12 protein-coding genes and 1 pseudogene are annotated in these 15,662 nt (G+C 73.8%); 4 read left to right on the top strand and 9 right to left on the bottom strand.

Translation table 11 applies throughout. The features are described 5' to 3' along the window. The first annotated feature begins 61 nt into the window (after positions 1-61). Positions 62-2,482 carry a phosphoketolase family protein gene (locus AB0H83_RS27130; protein ID WP_360099196.1) on the top strand — a complete coding sequence of 807 codons (2,421 nt, stop codon included), beginning with the start codon at positions 62-64 and terminating at the stop codon, positions 2,480-2,482. Beyond that, positions 2,479-3,453: a nitroreductase gene (locus AB0H83_RS27125; protein ID WP_360099194.1), complete on the top strand. Its 975-nt coding sequence runs from the start codon at positions 2,479-2,481 to the stop codon at positions 3,451-3,453. The genes AB0H83_RS27130 and AB0H83_RS27125 overlap by 4 nt, the downstream gene beginning before the upstream one ends. Here the strand turns inward: AB0H83_RS27125 and AB0H83_RS27120 are convergent. From AB0H83_RS27120 to AB0H83_RS27110, 3 genes and pseudogenes are all read right to left on the bottom strand, one after another. Further along, complete coding sequence (locus AB0H83_RS27120) at positions 3,419-3,886, bottom strand: hypothetical protein (RefSeq protein ID WP_360099192.1); 468 nt, start codon at positions 3,884-3,886, stop codon at positions 3,419-3,421. The genes AB0H83_RS27125 and AB0H83_RS27120 overlap by 35 nt on opposite strands. 109 nt (positions 3,887-3,995) lie before the next feature. Further along, a pseudogene (locus tag AB0H83_RS27115) lies at positions 3,996-4,181 on the bottom strand (glycogen/starch/alpha-glucan phosphorylase); the annotation flags it as partial. A 307-nt stretch (positions 4,182-4,488) separates the two neighbouring features. After that, a complete protein-coding gene (locus tag AB0H83_RS27110; protein ID WP_360099288.1) occupies positions 4,489-5,778 on the bottom strand; it encodes a glycoside hydrolase family 130 protein in 1,290 nt (429 codons plus the stop codon). A 305-nt stretch (positions 5,779-6,083) separates the two neighbouring features. On the opposite strand from AB0H83_RS27110, the gene AB0H83_RS27105 reads away from it, so the two are divergent. After that, positions 6,084-6,569, top strand: coding sequence for an aromatic ring-opening dioxygenase LigA (locus tag AB0H83_RS27105; RefSeq protein ID WP_360099190.1), 486 nt, complete (start codon positions 6,084-6,086; stop codon positions 6,567-6,569). Positions 6,570-6,775: 206 nt separating this feature from the next. Here the strand turns inward: AB0H83_RS27105 and AB0H83_RS27100 are convergent, their stop codons facing one another. The 6 genes from AB0H83_RS27100 to AB0H83_RS27075 all read right to left on the bottom strand — a co-directional run bounded on the left by AB0H83_RS27100 (position 6,776) and on the right by AB0H83_RS27075 (position 14,717). Then, positions 6,776-7,519, bottom strand: coding sequence for a YwiC-like family protein (locus AB0H83_RS27100; protein ID WP_360099188.1), 744 nt, complete (start codon positions 7,517-7,519; stop codon positions 6,776-6,778). Between the two features lie 14 nt (positions 7,520-7,533). Continuing rightward, positions 7,534-10,044 (bottom strand): cation-translocating P-type ATPase, encoded by a 2,511-nt coding sequence (locus AB0H83_RS27095; protein WP_360099186.1) that lies wholly within the window; start codon positions 10,042-10,044, stop codon positions 7,534-7,536. 97 nt (positions 10,045-10,141) lie between these two features. After that, complete coding sequence (locus AB0H83_RS27090; RefSeq protein ID WP_360099184.1) at positions 10,142-10,996, bottom strand: universal stress protein; 855 nt, start codon at positions 10,994-10,996, stop codon at positions 10,142-10,144. Positions 10,997-11,007: 11 nt separating this feature from the next. Continuing rightward, positions 11,008-11,544, bottom strand: a complete 537-nt coding sequence (locus AB0H83_RS27085; RefSeq protein WP_360099182.1) for a hypothetical protein — start codon at positions 11,542-11,544, stop codon at positions 11,008-11,010. 28 nt (positions 11,545-11,572) lie between these two features. Beyond that, a complete protein-coding gene (ppdK, locus tag AB0H83_RS27080) occupies positions 11,573-14,206 on the bottom strand; it encodes a pyruvate, phosphate dikinase (RefSeq protein ID WP_360099286.1) in 2,634 nt (877 codons plus the stop codon). Positions 14,207-14,222: 16 nt separating this feature from the next. After that, a complete protein-coding gene (locus AB0H83_RS27075; RefSeq protein WP_360099180.1) occupies positions 14,223-14,717 on the bottom strand; it encodes a CBS domain-containing protein in 495 nt (164 codons plus the stop codon). Between the two features lie 198 nt (positions 14,718-14,915). Between AB0H83_RS27075 and AB0H83_RS27070 the strand changes: the two genes are divergently transcribed. Then, entirely contained in the window at positions 14,916-15,611 is a 696-nt protein-coding gene (locus tag AB0H83_RS27070) for a CBS domain-containing protein (RefSeq protein WP_360099178.1), read from the top strand. The last annotated feature ends 51 nt before the right edge of the window (positions 15,612-15,662 follow it).

Here is a 15,662-nt window from a genome sequence, read left to right as displayed (position 1 = left end):
CGGGGCAGACTGATGTTGTTACGACCCCAGCCTGACACGCATATCGGAGAAAGGACGTCCGGTGACCACTGTCGCGGACCGCACCACCGACGAGAACTTGACCGCCGAGCTTGCCCGGCCGACCGACGACGAGGTCGCGCAGCTGGATGCGTGGTGGCGGGCGAACAACTACCTGACGGTGGGGCAGATCTACCTGCAGGGCAATCCGTTGCTGCGTCGTGCGCTGGAGCCGGCTGACATCAAGCCGCGGTTGCTCGGGCACTGGGGGACCAGTCCCGGGCTGTCGCTGATCTACGCGCACGTGTCGCGGTTGATCCGCCGTACCGGTCAGGAGGCGATCTACCTCGCCGGCCCCGGCCATGGCGGCCCCGCGCTGGTGGCGGCCGGTTACCTGGAGGGCACCTACAGCGAGATCTACCCGGCCGTGTCGCAGGACGAGGCGGGCCTGCTCCGGCTGTTCCGGCAGTTCTCCAGCCCCGGGGGCATCCCCAGCCACGTCTCCGTCACCACCCCCGGCTCCATCCACGAGGGCGGTGAGCTCGGGTACGTGCTGGTGCACGCGTTCGGCTCGGTCATGGACAACCCCGACCTGCTGACGATCGCCGTGGTCGGTGACGGTGAGGCGGAGACGGGCCCGTTGGAGGGCTCGTGGAAGGGCATCTCGTTCATCAATCCCGCGCATGACGGTGCGGTGCTGCCGATCCTGCACCTCAACGATGCGAAGATCGCCGGTCCGACCGTGCTGGGCCGCAAGGATCCGGCCGAGGTGCGTTCCCTGCTGGAGGGGCACGGTTACGAGGTCATCGAGGTCACCGGCGACGACCTGCCGGGCATGCACCACCGGTTCGCCGCCGCACTGGCCGACGCGTGGGGCAAGATCCGGGCGATCCAGCGGGCCGCCCGCGACGGCGAGTGGGACGGCAAGCGCCCGCACTGGCCGATGATCATTCTGCGGTCGCCGAAGGGCTGGACGGGTCCGGAGACGGTGGACGGGATCAAGGTCACCGGTACGTGGCGTTCGCATCAGGTGCCGTTGTCCGGGGTGAAGGACAACCCGGAGCATCTGGAGATTCTGGAGCGGTGGCTGCGTTCGTACCGGCCGGAGGAGCTGTTCGACGCCTCGGGCGCGCCGGTCGAGCTGGTGCGCGGCCTGGCGCCGGAGGGTGACCTGCGGATGAGCGCCAGCCCGCACGCCAACGGCGGCCTGCTCACCCGCGACCTGGACCTGCCGGACTTCCGCGACTACGCCGTCGACGTGACCACCCCCGGTGACTCGCACGCCGAGTCGACCCGGCGGCTCGGCGAGATGCTGCGCGACGTGTACCGTGCCAACCCCGACCGGTTCCGGCTGTTCTGCCCCGACGAGACCAACAGCAACCGCCTCGGCGCCGTCTTCGAGGTCTCCGACCGGGCGTTCATGGAGCGGGTCACCGACGCCGACGTCGCGATCAGCCGGCACGGCCGAGTCATGGAGGTCCTGTCGGAGCACAACTGCCACGGCTGGCTGGAGGGGTACAACCTGACCGGCCGGCACGGCATGTTCGCCACCTACGAGGCGTTCGCGATGGTGAGCGCGTCGCAGACCGTCCAGCACGGCAAGTGGCTGCAGGAGGCGAAGCGGCTGGACTGGCGGGCGAAGGTCCCCAGCCTCAACGTGCTGCTCACCTCCACCGCCTGGCGCAACGACCACAACGGCTTCTCCCACCAAGGCCCCGGCCTGATCCAGGTCGTGCTCACCCAGCGCGGTGACGTTGCCCGGGTGTACCTGCCGCCGGACGCCAACTGCCTGCTGTCCGTGGCCGACCACTGCCTGCGGTCGCGTTCGTACATCAACCTCATCGTCATCGACAAGCAGCCGCAGCTGCAGTGGCTGACGATGGACCAGGCGATCGAGCACTGCACCCGCGGCGCCGGCATCTGGGAGTGGGCCGGCACCGACGACGGCAGCACCGACCCGGACATCGTCCTGGCCTGCGCCGGCGACGTCGTCACCATGGAGACGGTCGCCGCGGCGCAGATCCTGCAGGCCCGGCTGCCGAAGCTCAAGGTCCGCGTCGTCAACGTCGTGGACCTGATGACGCTGCCCCGGCCGAAGGACCACCCGCACGGGATGAGCCCGACCCGGTTCACCGAGCTGTTCACCGACTCGGTCGATGTCGTGTTCGCCTTCCACGGGTACCCGGGCGCGATCCACCAACTGGTGCACGGCCGCCCCGACGCCGACCGGTTCCGGGTCCGCGGCTTCATCGAGGAGGGCACTACCACGACCCCGTTCGACATGACCGTGCGCAACCGCGCGTCGCGGTACCACCTGGTCATGGACGCCATCAACAACGCCAAGCGGCTGCCCCGCGGCGCCGCCGAGCTCAAGGCGTGGTGCGAGCAGAAGCTCGCTGAGCACGAGGCGTACGTGGTGGAGCACCTCGAGGACATGCCCGAGGTGCGCGGCTGGACCCTCGGCGACTGGGCACACCAGGGATGAGCACGGCGAGCGAGGCGCTGGCCCGGGCGGCGGACACCGCCCGGCTGGCGCCGTCCGTGCACAACACCCAGCCGTGGCGGTGGGTCGTGCGTGGCGACCGGCTGGAGCTGTACGCGGTGACCGACCGGCAGCTGCGCGAGCAGGACCCGGCCGGCCGCCTCATGCTGCTCAGCTGCGGCGCGGCGCTGCACCACGCCCGCGTCGCCCTGGACGCCGCGGGCTGGACCTACACGGTGCAGCGGACGGCCGGCGAGCCCCTCGCCGTCGTGCACGCCGAGGCGCCCGGCACGGCAGATCCGGCCGCGATGCGCCGGCTGCAGCTGCTGCAGGTGCGGCGCACCGACCGCCGGGCGGTCAGCGACGAGCCGGTCGCCCCGGAGGCCGTGCAGGCCATCACCGATGCCGCCAGGGCCGGCGGTGCCCGGCTGCACGTGCTCAACCGCGACCAGGTCCTCGAGCTCGCCGTCATGATCGAGCACGCCGGCGACGCCGAACGCCACGACGAGCGGATGCGGGCCGAGACCGCGTCCTGGGTCGGCGGCGACCGGCTGGCCGGCACCGGCCTGCCCGACGCCGTCATCCCGGTGGAGCTGCCCCTGACCACGGTCGCCGAGCGCGACTTCGGGGTCAGCGGCACCCTGCAGGCCGGCGCCGGCCACGACACCGCCGCCGCCTACGCCGTGCTGTACGGCGACGGCGACGAACCGGCCGACTGGCTGCGCGCCGGCGAGGCCCTCAGCGAGGTCTGGGTCGCCGCGACCGACCACGGCGCCGCGGTGCTGCCGCTGAGCAGCCCGATCGAGCTCGACTTCACCCGGCAGGCGCTGCGGCGCATGCTCGGCGAGGTCGGCTACCCGTTCCTGGTGCTGCGCCTGGGCACCACCGACCCCGACCACGCCGGACCGGCGCACACGCCCCGCCTGCCGGTCGAGCAGGTCATCGAGATCGTCGAGGACGCCGGGAGCTCCTGACCGGGGTCCACCAGGCCGTCCGCCGGGGCTTCCACAGCCCGGCGGGCGGCTTTCCACTGCACCTGAAGTTGAGCGAGGCCACCGCGCCGCGGCCGGCGAACACGTCCGACGACCCGCCGAGCCTGGTGGCGAGCGCGCCGCGCCCGGCCCGGCCGCGCCAGTAGTCGTGCAGGTCGTCGCGGTAGCGGTCGTTCCACTCGACCCAGCCGGGCGGGAAGGCGCCGAGGGCGTACCCGGCGCAGTCCCACGGCTCGGCGACGAGCTTCACCCCGGCGAACGCGGGGTCGCCGGCCAGCTCGCGCAGCAGCGGCGCGTCCGGAGGCCCCCGGCGGCGCCGCGGGCGCGTGCCGCTGCTGCGGGACACGGCCGCGTGCGGCGGCGATGCGGGCCGCGCGGTGCTGCTGTTCGAGCAGGGCGGCGAGGACGGGTTCACCGGGTCGGTCCTGCCGGACGACCGGTGGGGCGGTGTCGGACGGCCTGGGGTTCTCCGACCGCACGATGTCCTCGACGGCCTCGACGTACTCGCCGGCGCTGAACCGTTCGAGGTTGAACGACTGGCGGCTGGCCCGGGCCTGCCACAGGCGGATGATGTTGACCGTCTGGGTGCCGTGCCCCGGGACCAGCATGTGGCTCGGCTCCCCGCGCACCACCTCGCCGGGGATCCAGCGGCGCCGCAGGCCGGTCGGGTCGTCGTCCACCGGCTCCGTGGTGCCGTAGAAGCCGGCCAGTTGCCGGTCGTCGGGCGCGGCGAACTCCCACGGGTTGCCGCGTACCGGTCCACCAGCCGGTCACGGACGGTCAGGGCGAGCGTGTAGTAGGCGTCGTAGCTGCTGGCCGACTGGGTGGCCGTGCCGCGCTGGTAGTAGAGGTTGCTGGCCAGCTCCTGTTCGAGGTGTTCGCGGGTGGTGCCGACGGCCCGGCGCTTCGCTCTGGTCTGGACGGTGGTCACGCTGGTCCTTCCCCGGGCATCCTGCATGCTCACGCTCGGTATCGCTCACGTGGCGGACAGTGATCGGCGAAGTGGGACCATTGGTCTCAGCGCATCGCGGCGATGAGCTCCTCGACGTCGACGGAGGCCGCCGAGCACGCCCGGTCCGAGTACGCGTAGGGCAGCACCAGCCGGCCCTCGTGGACCAGCCCGCCGCACGAGTACAGCACGTTCGGCACGTACCCCTCCCGCTCGTCGTCGTCGGGCTCCAGCAGTGGCCGCTCGATCCGGCCGAGCACCACGCTCGGGTCGTCGCGGTCCAGCAGCATGGCACCCATCACGTACCGGCGCAGCATGCCGACGCCGTGCGTGACGACGAGCCAGCCGGCGGGCGTCTCGACCGGCGAGCCGCAGTTGCCCATCTGGACCAGCTCCCAGTCGTGCACCGGTTCGGCCAGCCGCTGCGGGCTGCCCCAGTGCACGAGGTCCTGCGAGGTCATCACGAACAGCCGCTGCCCGTCCTGGCGGCCCAGCGCCCACCAGCGCCCGCCGACCTGCCGCGGGAACAGCGCGATGCCCTTGTCCGACACGCCGGGGCCGGTCATCGGCCGCACCGTGAACGTGGCGAAGTCGTCGGTGCGGATCAGCTTGATGGTGATGTCCCGGCCGTTGTACGCGGTGTACGTCGCCGCCCAGCTGGTCGAGCCGCCGGGCAGCTGCAGCGGCACGAACCGCGCGTCCTCCAGCCCGAGCGTCTCGTCGGGCGACGCCGCGTACAGGACCCGCTCGTCCAGCGGTGTCGCCGGGTCGAAGCGCACCGTGTACCCACCGGCGCCGCCGTCCGTGCCGGCGGTGACGCGGCCTGGGGTGGCCCACCGGCCGGCGGGGTCGAGCCGCAGCCGCCCGGCGGCGCCGACCGTGCCGGTGCGGAACTCCACCGTCGAGCGGTGCCCCTCACCGATCGCCCGCAGGCTGACCACGACGCGCAGCTCGCCCGGCCCGGCGCCGCGCTGGTCGGGCGCGGGCACGATCGACGGGTTGCACAGGGCGGCGGCCTCCACCGCGTACTCCATGGTGGTGTATGCGGCCGCGAGCAGCCGCCGGTCCTCACCGACGCCGGACGGGTCGAGGTGCAGCAGGTCGACGAGCTCGGCCCAGCGGCGGCGCAGCTGCGCGATGAGGTCCCGGTGCCGCCAGCCGAAGCGGGCGGTCATGTCCCGCAGCGCCTCGCCGGCCTGCTCGTCGGTGAAGCGCAGGACCCGCTCGACCCGCTCCGCCAGCACCGCGGGCGCGAAGTTCAACGGCAGCGCCACGACCCGCGCCGGGTCCGGCTCCAGCCGCAGTTCCTGCCGCGCCACCGCGATGTCCGTCCTGCCGCGCGCGGGCGCCTCCAGCATGCTGAGCACCGGTGCCTCCTGTCTTCCGCCACGCGGCGGTCCGTTCCATCCGTGGGTCGGACTGGGCGTCGCGGGGCGACCCGCCGAGCGCGGACGCCCGATGTCAACGATCCGGCGTGTGCGGCGTGGTGGGGTTCCCGCCGGGTTGCCGGTCCGGTGCCGTTGCCGCGGCCGCCGGCGGGCCGATGCGCGGACTGCTCCCGAGCAGCACGTCAGGAGCGTGCAGTGGTGGCGACGGGAAAGCCGCATGAGATCATCTTCTCGGTGTCCGTCGGTGGGCGCCGTCGAAGCAACGGAGGCATCTCATGAGCGTCACAGCACAATCGGCCGGCCGGCAGGCAGCGCCCGCGCGGACCGTTCGGGTCCTGTCCGTCCTGGTCATGCTCGCCGGGCTCGTCATGCTCGTCGCCGGTGCGGGCACCTGGTTCACCGTGCAGGGCCAGCTCGCGGACGAACGCATCACCGTGTCCGAGGACGCGGACTGGTTCGCGGGGGAGAAGATCGACGGACCGCTCACCGCGTACTCCGAGGCGCAGGTCATCGAGAAGCACGCGCTGAAGGCCAGCAACGGCAAGACGTACGCCGAGCTCGACAAGAGCGACCCGACCCGGGCGACCGTCATGAACGGCTCGTTCCTGCGCGCGTCGCTGTTCACGTCGGTGGTGTCCTTCGGCGTCGCGGCCATGGCGATGGGTCTCGGACTGCTCGTGGCGCTGATCGGCTACGCCCTGCTCACCGTTTCCCGTCAGCTGGCCCCGGTGCCCGCCGCCGGCCCGGCGACGGAGGACTGACGCAGCGGACGGCGCGTCGCGACGCGGCGGTGCCGGGTCGCTTGGTTGCAGTCCGCGCAACCAGGCGACCTGGGGTCCCCGGATCTGCCTAGCATCCGGCGTAGGACCCCATTGTGGAAGGAACGATCCTCGTGACCGCAGTTACCGATCGGCGCGCCGACGTCAGCGATGCACTGGTCACCGCGGTGGCCCGGGACAGCGTCCGGTCAGGTCGTGACGGCGGCGAGCAGCAGCACGCAGGCACCGAGCTCGATCATGCCGACGTGCTTCGGGGCGAGCCGGAACCGGGGGATGACCACGGCGCGCGCCAGCAGCAGCGTGAACACGACCGCCGGCAGGGCGCCGAGGAGCGTGGCGGCCGCGGCGGCGGCCGCGTGGTAGGTCACCGACGCCCGGAGGTACGCGGGGTTGTCGCGTTCCCGGATCATCGTCTTGACGTACAGCACGGTGCCGGTGAAATACAGCAGCACCGCGGCGAACACGGGCACGACCTCGCCCGGAGGGGTGCCGGCGACGGTGGCGGCGACGAAGACCATGACGCAGCTCTGCACGACCGAGGCGATGTCGTTGAGCAGCGCCCGCTCCCGGCGCCGCCGCGCGTAGAGGGCGTTGCAGGCCGACAGCAGCGCGTACACCGGGGCGTACGCGAGGACCTGCGGCCGGACCGCGACGACGAGGCCGGCCAGGACCGCGGCGAGCGGCGCGTACAGCAGCAGCTGCGCCCGGAACCGGGCCGGGCGGCGCGTCTTGACCGCCTGCAGGACGTAGTACGAGCACAGGTACCCGGCGAGCCACGCACCGAGCAGCGGCAGGTGCACCCAGTGGAAACCGGCGGTGAGCACGCCGCCGAGCCAGGGCACGGCCAGCATCGCCCAGGCGCCGTGCTGCGGCGGGACGAACTGCCGGGCGCCGGGCCGGCGGGCCGGGCGCCGGGTGGCCGTGCCCGTCATCGAACCGGTGGCCGTCATCGGCGGGCGCGGGAGAGCAGGTACGTCACCAGTCCGGGCACGGCGGCCACCGCGGCGCACCCGAGCGTCCCGGTCAGGGTGAGCGCCTCGGTGCCCAGCAGCGCGTGCAGCGGCGCCAGCCAGACGGCGCCGAGCTGCAGTACCAGCGACACCGCGACCGCCACGTCGAGGCCCCAGTTGCGGTGGCCGGTGCCCCGGGCCCGCAGCGCGAGCGCGACACCGAGCTGGGCCAGCCCCAGCACCAGGAACAGCACGCTCTGCCAGGGGCCGCCCGCGTGCCTGGTCCACAGCGCGGCGGCCAGGGCGGTCGCGGTGATCAGCGCGCTGGTGACGGCGATCGGTGCCGCCAGCCCGCCGAGGATCGCCTGGTCGGGGCGGCGGGGCGGGCGTCGCATGAGGCCGGGGGCCGCCGGCTCGCCGCCGAGCGCCACGCCGGGCAGGCCGTGGGTGATCATGTTGATCCACAGGATCTGCGCCGGCAGCAGCGGCACTGCCATGCCCAGCCATGGCCCGGCGAGCATGATGAGCACCTCGGCGGCGCCGCCGGACAGGGCGTAGACGAGGAACCGGCGGATGTTGGCGTAGATGCGCCGGCCCTCGCGCACGGCGGTGGCGACGGTGGCGAGGTTGTCGTCGGCGAGCACGAGGTCCGCGGCCTGGCGTGCCGCCTCGGTGCCGCCGCGGCCCATCGCGACACCGATGTCGGCGCGGCGCAGCGCGGGCGCGTCGTTCACGCCATCGCCGGTCATGGCCACCACGGCGCCGTCGCGTTGCAGCGCCTCGATGATGGTGAGCTTGCGTTCCGGGCTGGTGCGGGCGTACACGACGGCCGGTTCGGCCGCGTCGACCGGGTCGTCGCCGAGCGCGACCCTGGCGCCCGCGGCGGCGATGCCGACCCGCTCGGCGATCGCGGCGGCCGTCGCGGGGTGGTCTCCGGTGATGAGGATCAGCTGGATGCCGGCGTCGTGGAACGCCGTGACGGCGTCCGGTGCCGCGTCGCGCACCGGGTCGACGAGGGCGACCAGGCCGAGCAGCCGCAGCCCCCGTTCGACGTCGTCCGCCGCGGCGCCGGCACCGCCGTCGCGGTGCGCGGTGGCGACGGCGAGCACCCGGTACCCGTCGCCGGCGAGGTCCGCGGCGGTGCGGGCCGCCCACGCGCGGGTCTCGTCGTCGGTGTCGACCGGGCCGCCCGTGGCGAGCAGCCCGTCGGGCGCCCCCTTGCACACGACCAGATGGCCGCCGTCCGGGTCGGCGTGCACCGTGGTCATGCGGCGGCGGTCCGCGTCGAACGGCACCTCGTCCACCCGCGGGTAGCGTTCCCGCGCTGCCGTGCCGACGCCGCACCGGCCGGCGGCGGCCAGCAACGCGGCCTCCATCGGGTCGCCGACCGGCGCCCACGCCGTGCGCTCGCCGCCCGGGGCGGCCAGGTCGGCGTCGGTGCACAGCACGAGGGCCCTCGCCAGCTCCAGCGCGCCCTCGCCGGGGGTGGGCGTCGCGGTGCCGGCCGGGTCGTACCCGGTCCCGCGCACGACGACCTCGGTGCGGTCCGGCAGCAGGAGCCGCTCGACGCTCATCAGCCCCTCGGTGAGGGTACCGGTCTTGTCGGTGGCCAGGACCGTCACCGAGCCGAGCGTCTCCACGGCCGGCAGCCGCCGCACGATCGCCGCCCGCTGCGCCATCCGGCGCGCGCCCAGCGCCAGCGAGAGGGTCACGACCGCGGGTAGCGACTCGGGCACGGCCGCCACGGTCAGGCTCACCGCCGCGAGCAGCATCTCGCCGACCGGCTGGCCGCGCAGCACACCGACCAGGAACACCACCGCCGACAGCGCCACGGCGATCGCGGCGAGCACCTTGCCGAGCCCGACGAGCCGCCGCTGCAACGGCGTCGGCCGCCGGGGCTGCCCGGCCACCAGCGCGGCGATGCGGCCCAGCGCGCTGTGCTGACCGGTGCGCAGCACGACCCCGGTGGCCCGGCCCGTGGCGGTCACGGTGCCGGCGGACAGCTCCCCGCCGACGTCCTTGGCCACGGTCATGGACTCGCCGGTGAGCGCCGACTCGTCCGCCGTCAACCGGACCGCCTCGACGACCTGCACGTCGGCGGGGACGATGTCGCCGGCCTCGACGCGGACCAGGTCACCGGGGACGAGATCGCCGGCCGGGACCGACACGTCGGTGCCGTCGCGGCGCACGCGGGCCGACGGCGCGGCCATGCGGCGCAGCGCCGCCACCGCCCGGTCCGCGCGCAGCTCCTGCACGACGCCGACCGTGGTGTTGAGCACGATCACCAGCATGATGACGACGAGGTCGCTGATGTCGCGCAGCAGCGCGGTGACCACCATCGCGGCGAGCAGCACGACGATCAGCGGGTCCCGCAGCTGCGCGCCGACGCGCGCCAGGACCGACGGCGGCCGGGCCGCGGGCAGTTCGTTGCGCCCGTGCTGGTCCCGCAACGCTGCGGCCTGTGCGGTGGTGAGCCCGTCCCGGTGCGTCGTCAGCGTGGGCGTCATGCTTCGACCGTCGCACCGCCCGCCACGCCCGGCCAGGGGCGAAGGTCCTGTGGCAGCCGGGACCGGTGCGGGGCCGCGCCCCGCACCGGTCACCGTGTCACGCGGACTTCGGCGCGTGGGCGATCAGCACCGGGCATTCCGCGTAGTGCATGAGCTGCTGGCCGACGGAGCCGAGCAGCAGCCCGGTGAAGCCGCCGTGCCCGCGGCTGCCGACCACGGCGAGCTGCGCCGTGTGCGACATGCCGATGAGGACCTTCGCGGCCCGCCCGGCGGCGACGACGGCCTCGAGCTTCACGCCCGGGTACCGGTCCCGCCAGCCGCCCAGCGACGACTCGAGCGCGGTGCGCTCCGCCGCCTCGGCCGCCTCGTGCGGCACGACGGCCGCCGGTGGTGGCACGTACGCGCGGACGGCCACGACCCCGGTGCCGCGGGCCGCGGCGGCCTCGAACGCCAGGCGCAGCGCCGTCTCCGCGGACGCCGAGCCGTCCACGCCGACGACCACCGGCCCGCCGACCACGCCGGAGTGCCCGCGCACGACGGCGACGGGGATGCGCGCGTGCGTCGCGACCTGCTGGCTCACCGAGCCCAGCAGCAGGTTGCTGACCCCGCCGGCGCCGCGGCTGCCGACGACGAGCAAGGACGCGGCGGTGTCGCCGAGGTCGAGCAGGGTGGTGGCGCCGGACGCCTGCACGGCGGTGCCGATGACGTCGACGCTCTCGTGGCGTTCGCGGACCCGGCTGACGGCCTCGTCGACGAGCTGCTCGCCGGCGCGTTCGGCGGCCTCGATGAGCTCGGCTGTGACGTCGTAGTAGATGCCCGGCCACGCGAGCTGGTAGCCGTGCACGATCTGCAGCTGCGAGTGCGTCCGGGCGGCCTCGTCGGCGGCCCAGTCGACCGCCTTGCGCGCCTCGTCGGAGCCGTCGTAGCCGACCACGATCCGCTGGGCGTTCATGATGTCCTCCTTCAGTGCCCCCGCGCGTGCGCTGCGGGGCCGTCGTTCGATGGGTTCTGCGGCGGCGGGTCCCCGGCCCGCAGCGCGGCCGCGATCTGCTGCGCCCAGCTGCGGACCTCGCCGGGGTCGGGTTCCAGCGCGTGCGGCGTCCACGGCTGCCCCGGCGGGTGCGCGGCCAGGAACGGGCGGTGGTCCAGCGCCGCGACGGCGTCCTCGACGGCGCTGATGTCGATGCGCTGCTGCGGGGCGACCGCGTCGCCGGCCGGGCTGTTGGAGAACAGCCAGACCGGGACGCGGCACAGCCGCTGCCGCTGCGCCATCGCGAACCGCACCGTGCGCCGCGGCCAGTGCCCGCCCCGGGCCGGCCCGCCGAGCACGACCGCGTCGAAGCCGCCCAGGCCGCTTTCGCCGCCGCCTTCGCCGCTCCTGTCGGCGGGCACCTCGCGCACGACGCTGTCCAGGCCGTGCGCGCCGAGGGTGGCGCCGATCAGCCGCGCCGTGTCGGCGGACGCACCGTCGTCGTCGGTGTACGCGACCAGGACGCGCATGTCGTCACCCTCCAGTGTCCAGCGATGTTCAACGGGTGTCGGAGCCGCTCGCCGCGACGGCGCTGCGGCCCGCCTCCAGCCGGGCGACCGGCACCCGGAACGGCGAGCAGGACACGTAGTCCAGCCCTGCCTCGTGGAAGAAGTGGATGGATGCCGGGTCCCCGCCGTGCTCGCCGCAGACGCCGATGTGCAGGTCCGGCCGGGTCCGCCGGCCCTCCTCCACGGCGATGCGCACCAGCCGGCCGACCCCGTCGCGGTCGATCGACTCGAACGGCGACACCCCGAAGATGCCGAGCTCCAGGTAGCGGGCGAAGAACGCGCCCTCGACGTCGTCGCGGGAGAAGCCCCATCCCATCTGGGTGAGGTCGTTGGTACCGAAGGAGAAGAAGTCCGCAGCGCGGGCGATCTCCCCGGCGGTGAGGGCGGCCCGCGGCACCTCGATCATCGTGCCGACCCGCGCCTGCACGCCGAGCGAGCCGAGCAGCCGCAGCGCCTCGTCGCGGACGGCCTCCAGCTCCTGCACGGCACCGACGAGCGGCACCATGATCTCGGGGTGCACGGTGACGCCCTGCGCGCGGCAGTCGAGGGTGGCCTCGGCGACGGCGCGGATCTGCATCGCGAACAGGCCGGGCACCACCAGGCCGAGCCGGACCCCGCGCAGGCCGAGCATCGGGTTCTCCTCGTGCATCCGCTGGACCGCGTCCAGCAGCGCCCGGTCGTGGCCGTCCGGCTCGCCGCGCGACTCGGCCAGGGCGACCTTCACCGACAGCTCGTCGAGCGGGGGCAGGAACTCGTGCAGCGGCGGGTCGATCAGCCGGATCGTCACCGGCAGCCCGTTCATGGCCTGGAACAGCTGCACGAAGTCGGCGCGTTGCAGCGGCAGCAGGTCCGCCAGCGCCGCGTCGCGGTCCTCGTCGGTGCGGGCCAGGATCAGCCGTTCGACGAGCGGCCGCCGCTCACCGAGGAACATGTGCTCGGTGCGGCACAGCCCGATGCCCTGCGCGCCGAAGCGGCGGGCCCGGGCGGCGTCGTCGAACGTGTCGGCGTTGGCGCGCACGGCCAGCCGCCGCACCTTGTCGGCGTGGCCGAGGATGCGGTCGACGGCCGCGACGAGCGGGTCGGCGCCGGGGGAGAGGGTGCCCTCGAAGTAGCGCACCACCGGCGACGGCTGCACCGGCACGGCGCCGAGGTACACGCGGCCGGTGGTGCCGTCGATGGAGACCACGTCGCCCTCCGACACGACCCGGCCGGCCACGGTGAACCGGCGCGCGTCGACGTTGACGTCGAGGTCCTCGGCGCCGCACACGCACGTCTTGCCCATGCCGCGGGCGACCACGGCGGCGTGCGAGGTCTTGCCGCCGCGGCTGGTCAGGATGCCCTGCGCGGCGATCATGCCGGGCAGGTCGTCGGGGTTCGTCTCGCGGCGCACCAGGATCACCGCCGTCCCGCCGGCGGCCAGCTGCGCCGCGCGCCGGGCGTCGAACACGACCGCGCCGACCGCCGCGCCGGGCGAGGCGGCGATGCCGGTCGCGATCCGCTCGGGCGCGCCGGACAGGTCGAACGCCGGGAACATCAGCTGCCCGAGCTGCGCACCCGTCACCCTGCTCAGCGCCTCGTCGGCGTCGATGACGCCGTCGTCGACGAGCTGCGCGGCGATGACGAACGCCGCCGCCGCGGTCCGCTTGCCGACCCGGGTCTGCAGCATCCACAGCTTGCCGCGTTCGATGGTGAACTCGATGTCGCACAGGTCGCGGTAGTGCGCCTCCAGTTGCGCCATGATGGCCAGCAGCTCGTCGTACGAGCGCCGGTCGAGCCGCGCGAGCTCCTGCAGCGGCACCGTGTTGCGGATGCCGGCCACGACGTCCTCGCCCTGGGCGTTGGCGAGGTAGTCGCCGTAGACGCCGGGCGCGCCGGTGGCCGGGTCGCGGGTGAACGCCACCCCGGTGCCGGAGTTGGCGCCGAGGTTGCCGAAGACCATGGCGACGATGTTCACCGCGGTGCCGAGGTCCGCCGGGATGTGCTCCTGCCGCCGGTACAGCACGGCACGCTCGGCGTTCCAGGACTTGAAGACGGCCCGGATCGACTGGTCGAGCTGCTCGCGCGGGTCCTGCGGGAACGGCCGCCCGGTGTGCGCGGTGAAGATCTCCTTGTACGTGCCGACCAGCGCCCGCAGGTCCTCGGCGTCCAGGCCGAGGTCGTCGGTGGTGCCCTTGGCCGCCTTGGCCGCGTCGAGCGCCTGGTCGAAGCGTTCGCCGGGGACGTCGCAGACGGTCTTGCCGAACATCTGGATCAGCCGCCGGTAGGAGTCCCAGGCGAAGCGGGCGTCGCCGCCGGTCTGTTCGGTGAGGCCGGCGACGGTCTCGTCGGTCAGGCCGACGTTGAGGATCGTCTCCATCATGCCGGGCATCGAGAACTTCGCCCCGGAGCGCACCGAGACCAGCAGCGGGTCGGCGGTGTCGCCGAGCCGCCGCCCCGCCTGCTGTTCCAGGCGCTCCAGGTGCAGGCCGATCTCGTCGGCGAGGCCGAACGGTTCGTCGCCGGTGCGCAGGTACGCCCGGCACGCGTCGGTCGTGACGGTGAACCCGGGCGGCACCGGCAGCCCGAGCTTCGCCATCTCCGCCAGGTTGCCGCCCTTGCCCCCGAGCAGGTCCTTGAGCTCCATGCCACCTTCGGCGAAGTCATACACGTACTTGGTCACGACCGGCCTCCTTCAGCGCGGTGGGGGCCGCCGGCGCCGGCCGGCACTGGCGGGTGGTGATGGTGCCCCGTACGCAGCCCAGGTCGTCCACGACGAACGCGACGTCCATGCCGGCGTCGGTGAGGACCCTCGACGCCCGCGCCACCGGCCAGGTGCCGGCGACGGTGGCGGCGGGTGCCATGAGGTCGGCCGCGACCGCCCCGTGCAGTCCGGCCCGGCGGCGGCGGTGCCGCGGCGTGCCCGCGACCCGGGGGCCGGCGGCGTGGAGGCCGGCGGCGTGTGGGCCGGCGGCGGGGGCGAACAGGTCAGGGTGGTCGGCCGGGTCGATGACGCCGACGAGCCGGCCGAAGCCGTCCACGACCGCGACACCGGCGGCCGTGCCGCCCTCCACGAGGTCGACCACCTGTTGCAGGCGGGCGTGCTCCTCGACGGTGACCGCGCCAGCGGTCATCAGGGTCGCCACGGTCGGCGTCACGGTGCACCTCCAAGGGGTCCGTCTCGAAAGCTAGGCACGGTCCCCGGCCCTGGACAGGGCCGATGGACCCGGGTTCCCGGGCCGGTCGAACGTCACCCCCGGACGTGTCGTTGGGCCCTGCTGCACGGGTCCGCCCCGGTCGTACGGTCGGCCCGAGACACAGCGACGAACTGCAGGGACGCCAGAAGGAGGCACACCATGGGCCGCTGGAACGTCGCCGACGTGATGACGATCGGCGCGATATCGGTGCAGGAAGACACGCCGTTCAAGGAGATCGTCGACCTTCTGGAGGCGCACGAGATCAACGCGGTCCCAGTGGTGGACGGCTTCGACCGGGTCGTCGGCGTCGTGTCGTCGGCGGATCTGGTGCCGAAGATCGAGTTCGCCGGCGACGACGACCACCTGCGGCTGTTCGAGAACCGGCACACCCGCCAGGCGCGCGGCAAGGCCCACGCGACCGCCGCCGGCGAGCTGATGAACGCCCCGGCCGTCACCGTCATGAGTACCACGTCCGTGGTCGCCGCGGCCAGGATCATGGAGGCCGAGGAGCTCAAGCGGCTGCCGGTCGTCGACGACATGGGCCGCCTCATCGGCATGGTCACCCGCCGCGACCTGCTCAAGGTGTTCCTGCGTACCGACGAGGAGATCCGCCGCGAGATCCTCGCCGACGCCATCGAGGGCCTGGTCGGCGTCGAGCGGTCCCGGCTGCGCGTCGAGGTCGACGACGGCGTCGTCACCCTGCTCGGCCAGGTGGAGCGGGCCTCGCTCATCCCGGCCATCATCCGCCAGATCGAACGCGTCGACGGCGTCGTGGACGTCGTCAGCCACCTCTCACCCGAGGTGGACGACACCAGCGACCAGCCGAAGGGCTACCGCGCACCCGTGATGTTCTGACCGGCGGTGCGGCGGAAGGGGGCGGACGGCAGAGCCGTCCGCCCCCTTCCG

Origin of the sequence: Dactylosporangium sp. NPDC050688, from assembly GCF_040654515.1 — a bacterium.
Lineage (GTDB): Bacteria > Actinomycetota > Actinomycetes > Mycobacteriales > Micromonosporaceae > Dactylosporangium.
This window is presented reverse-complemented; position numbering and strand designations above follow the sequence as displayed.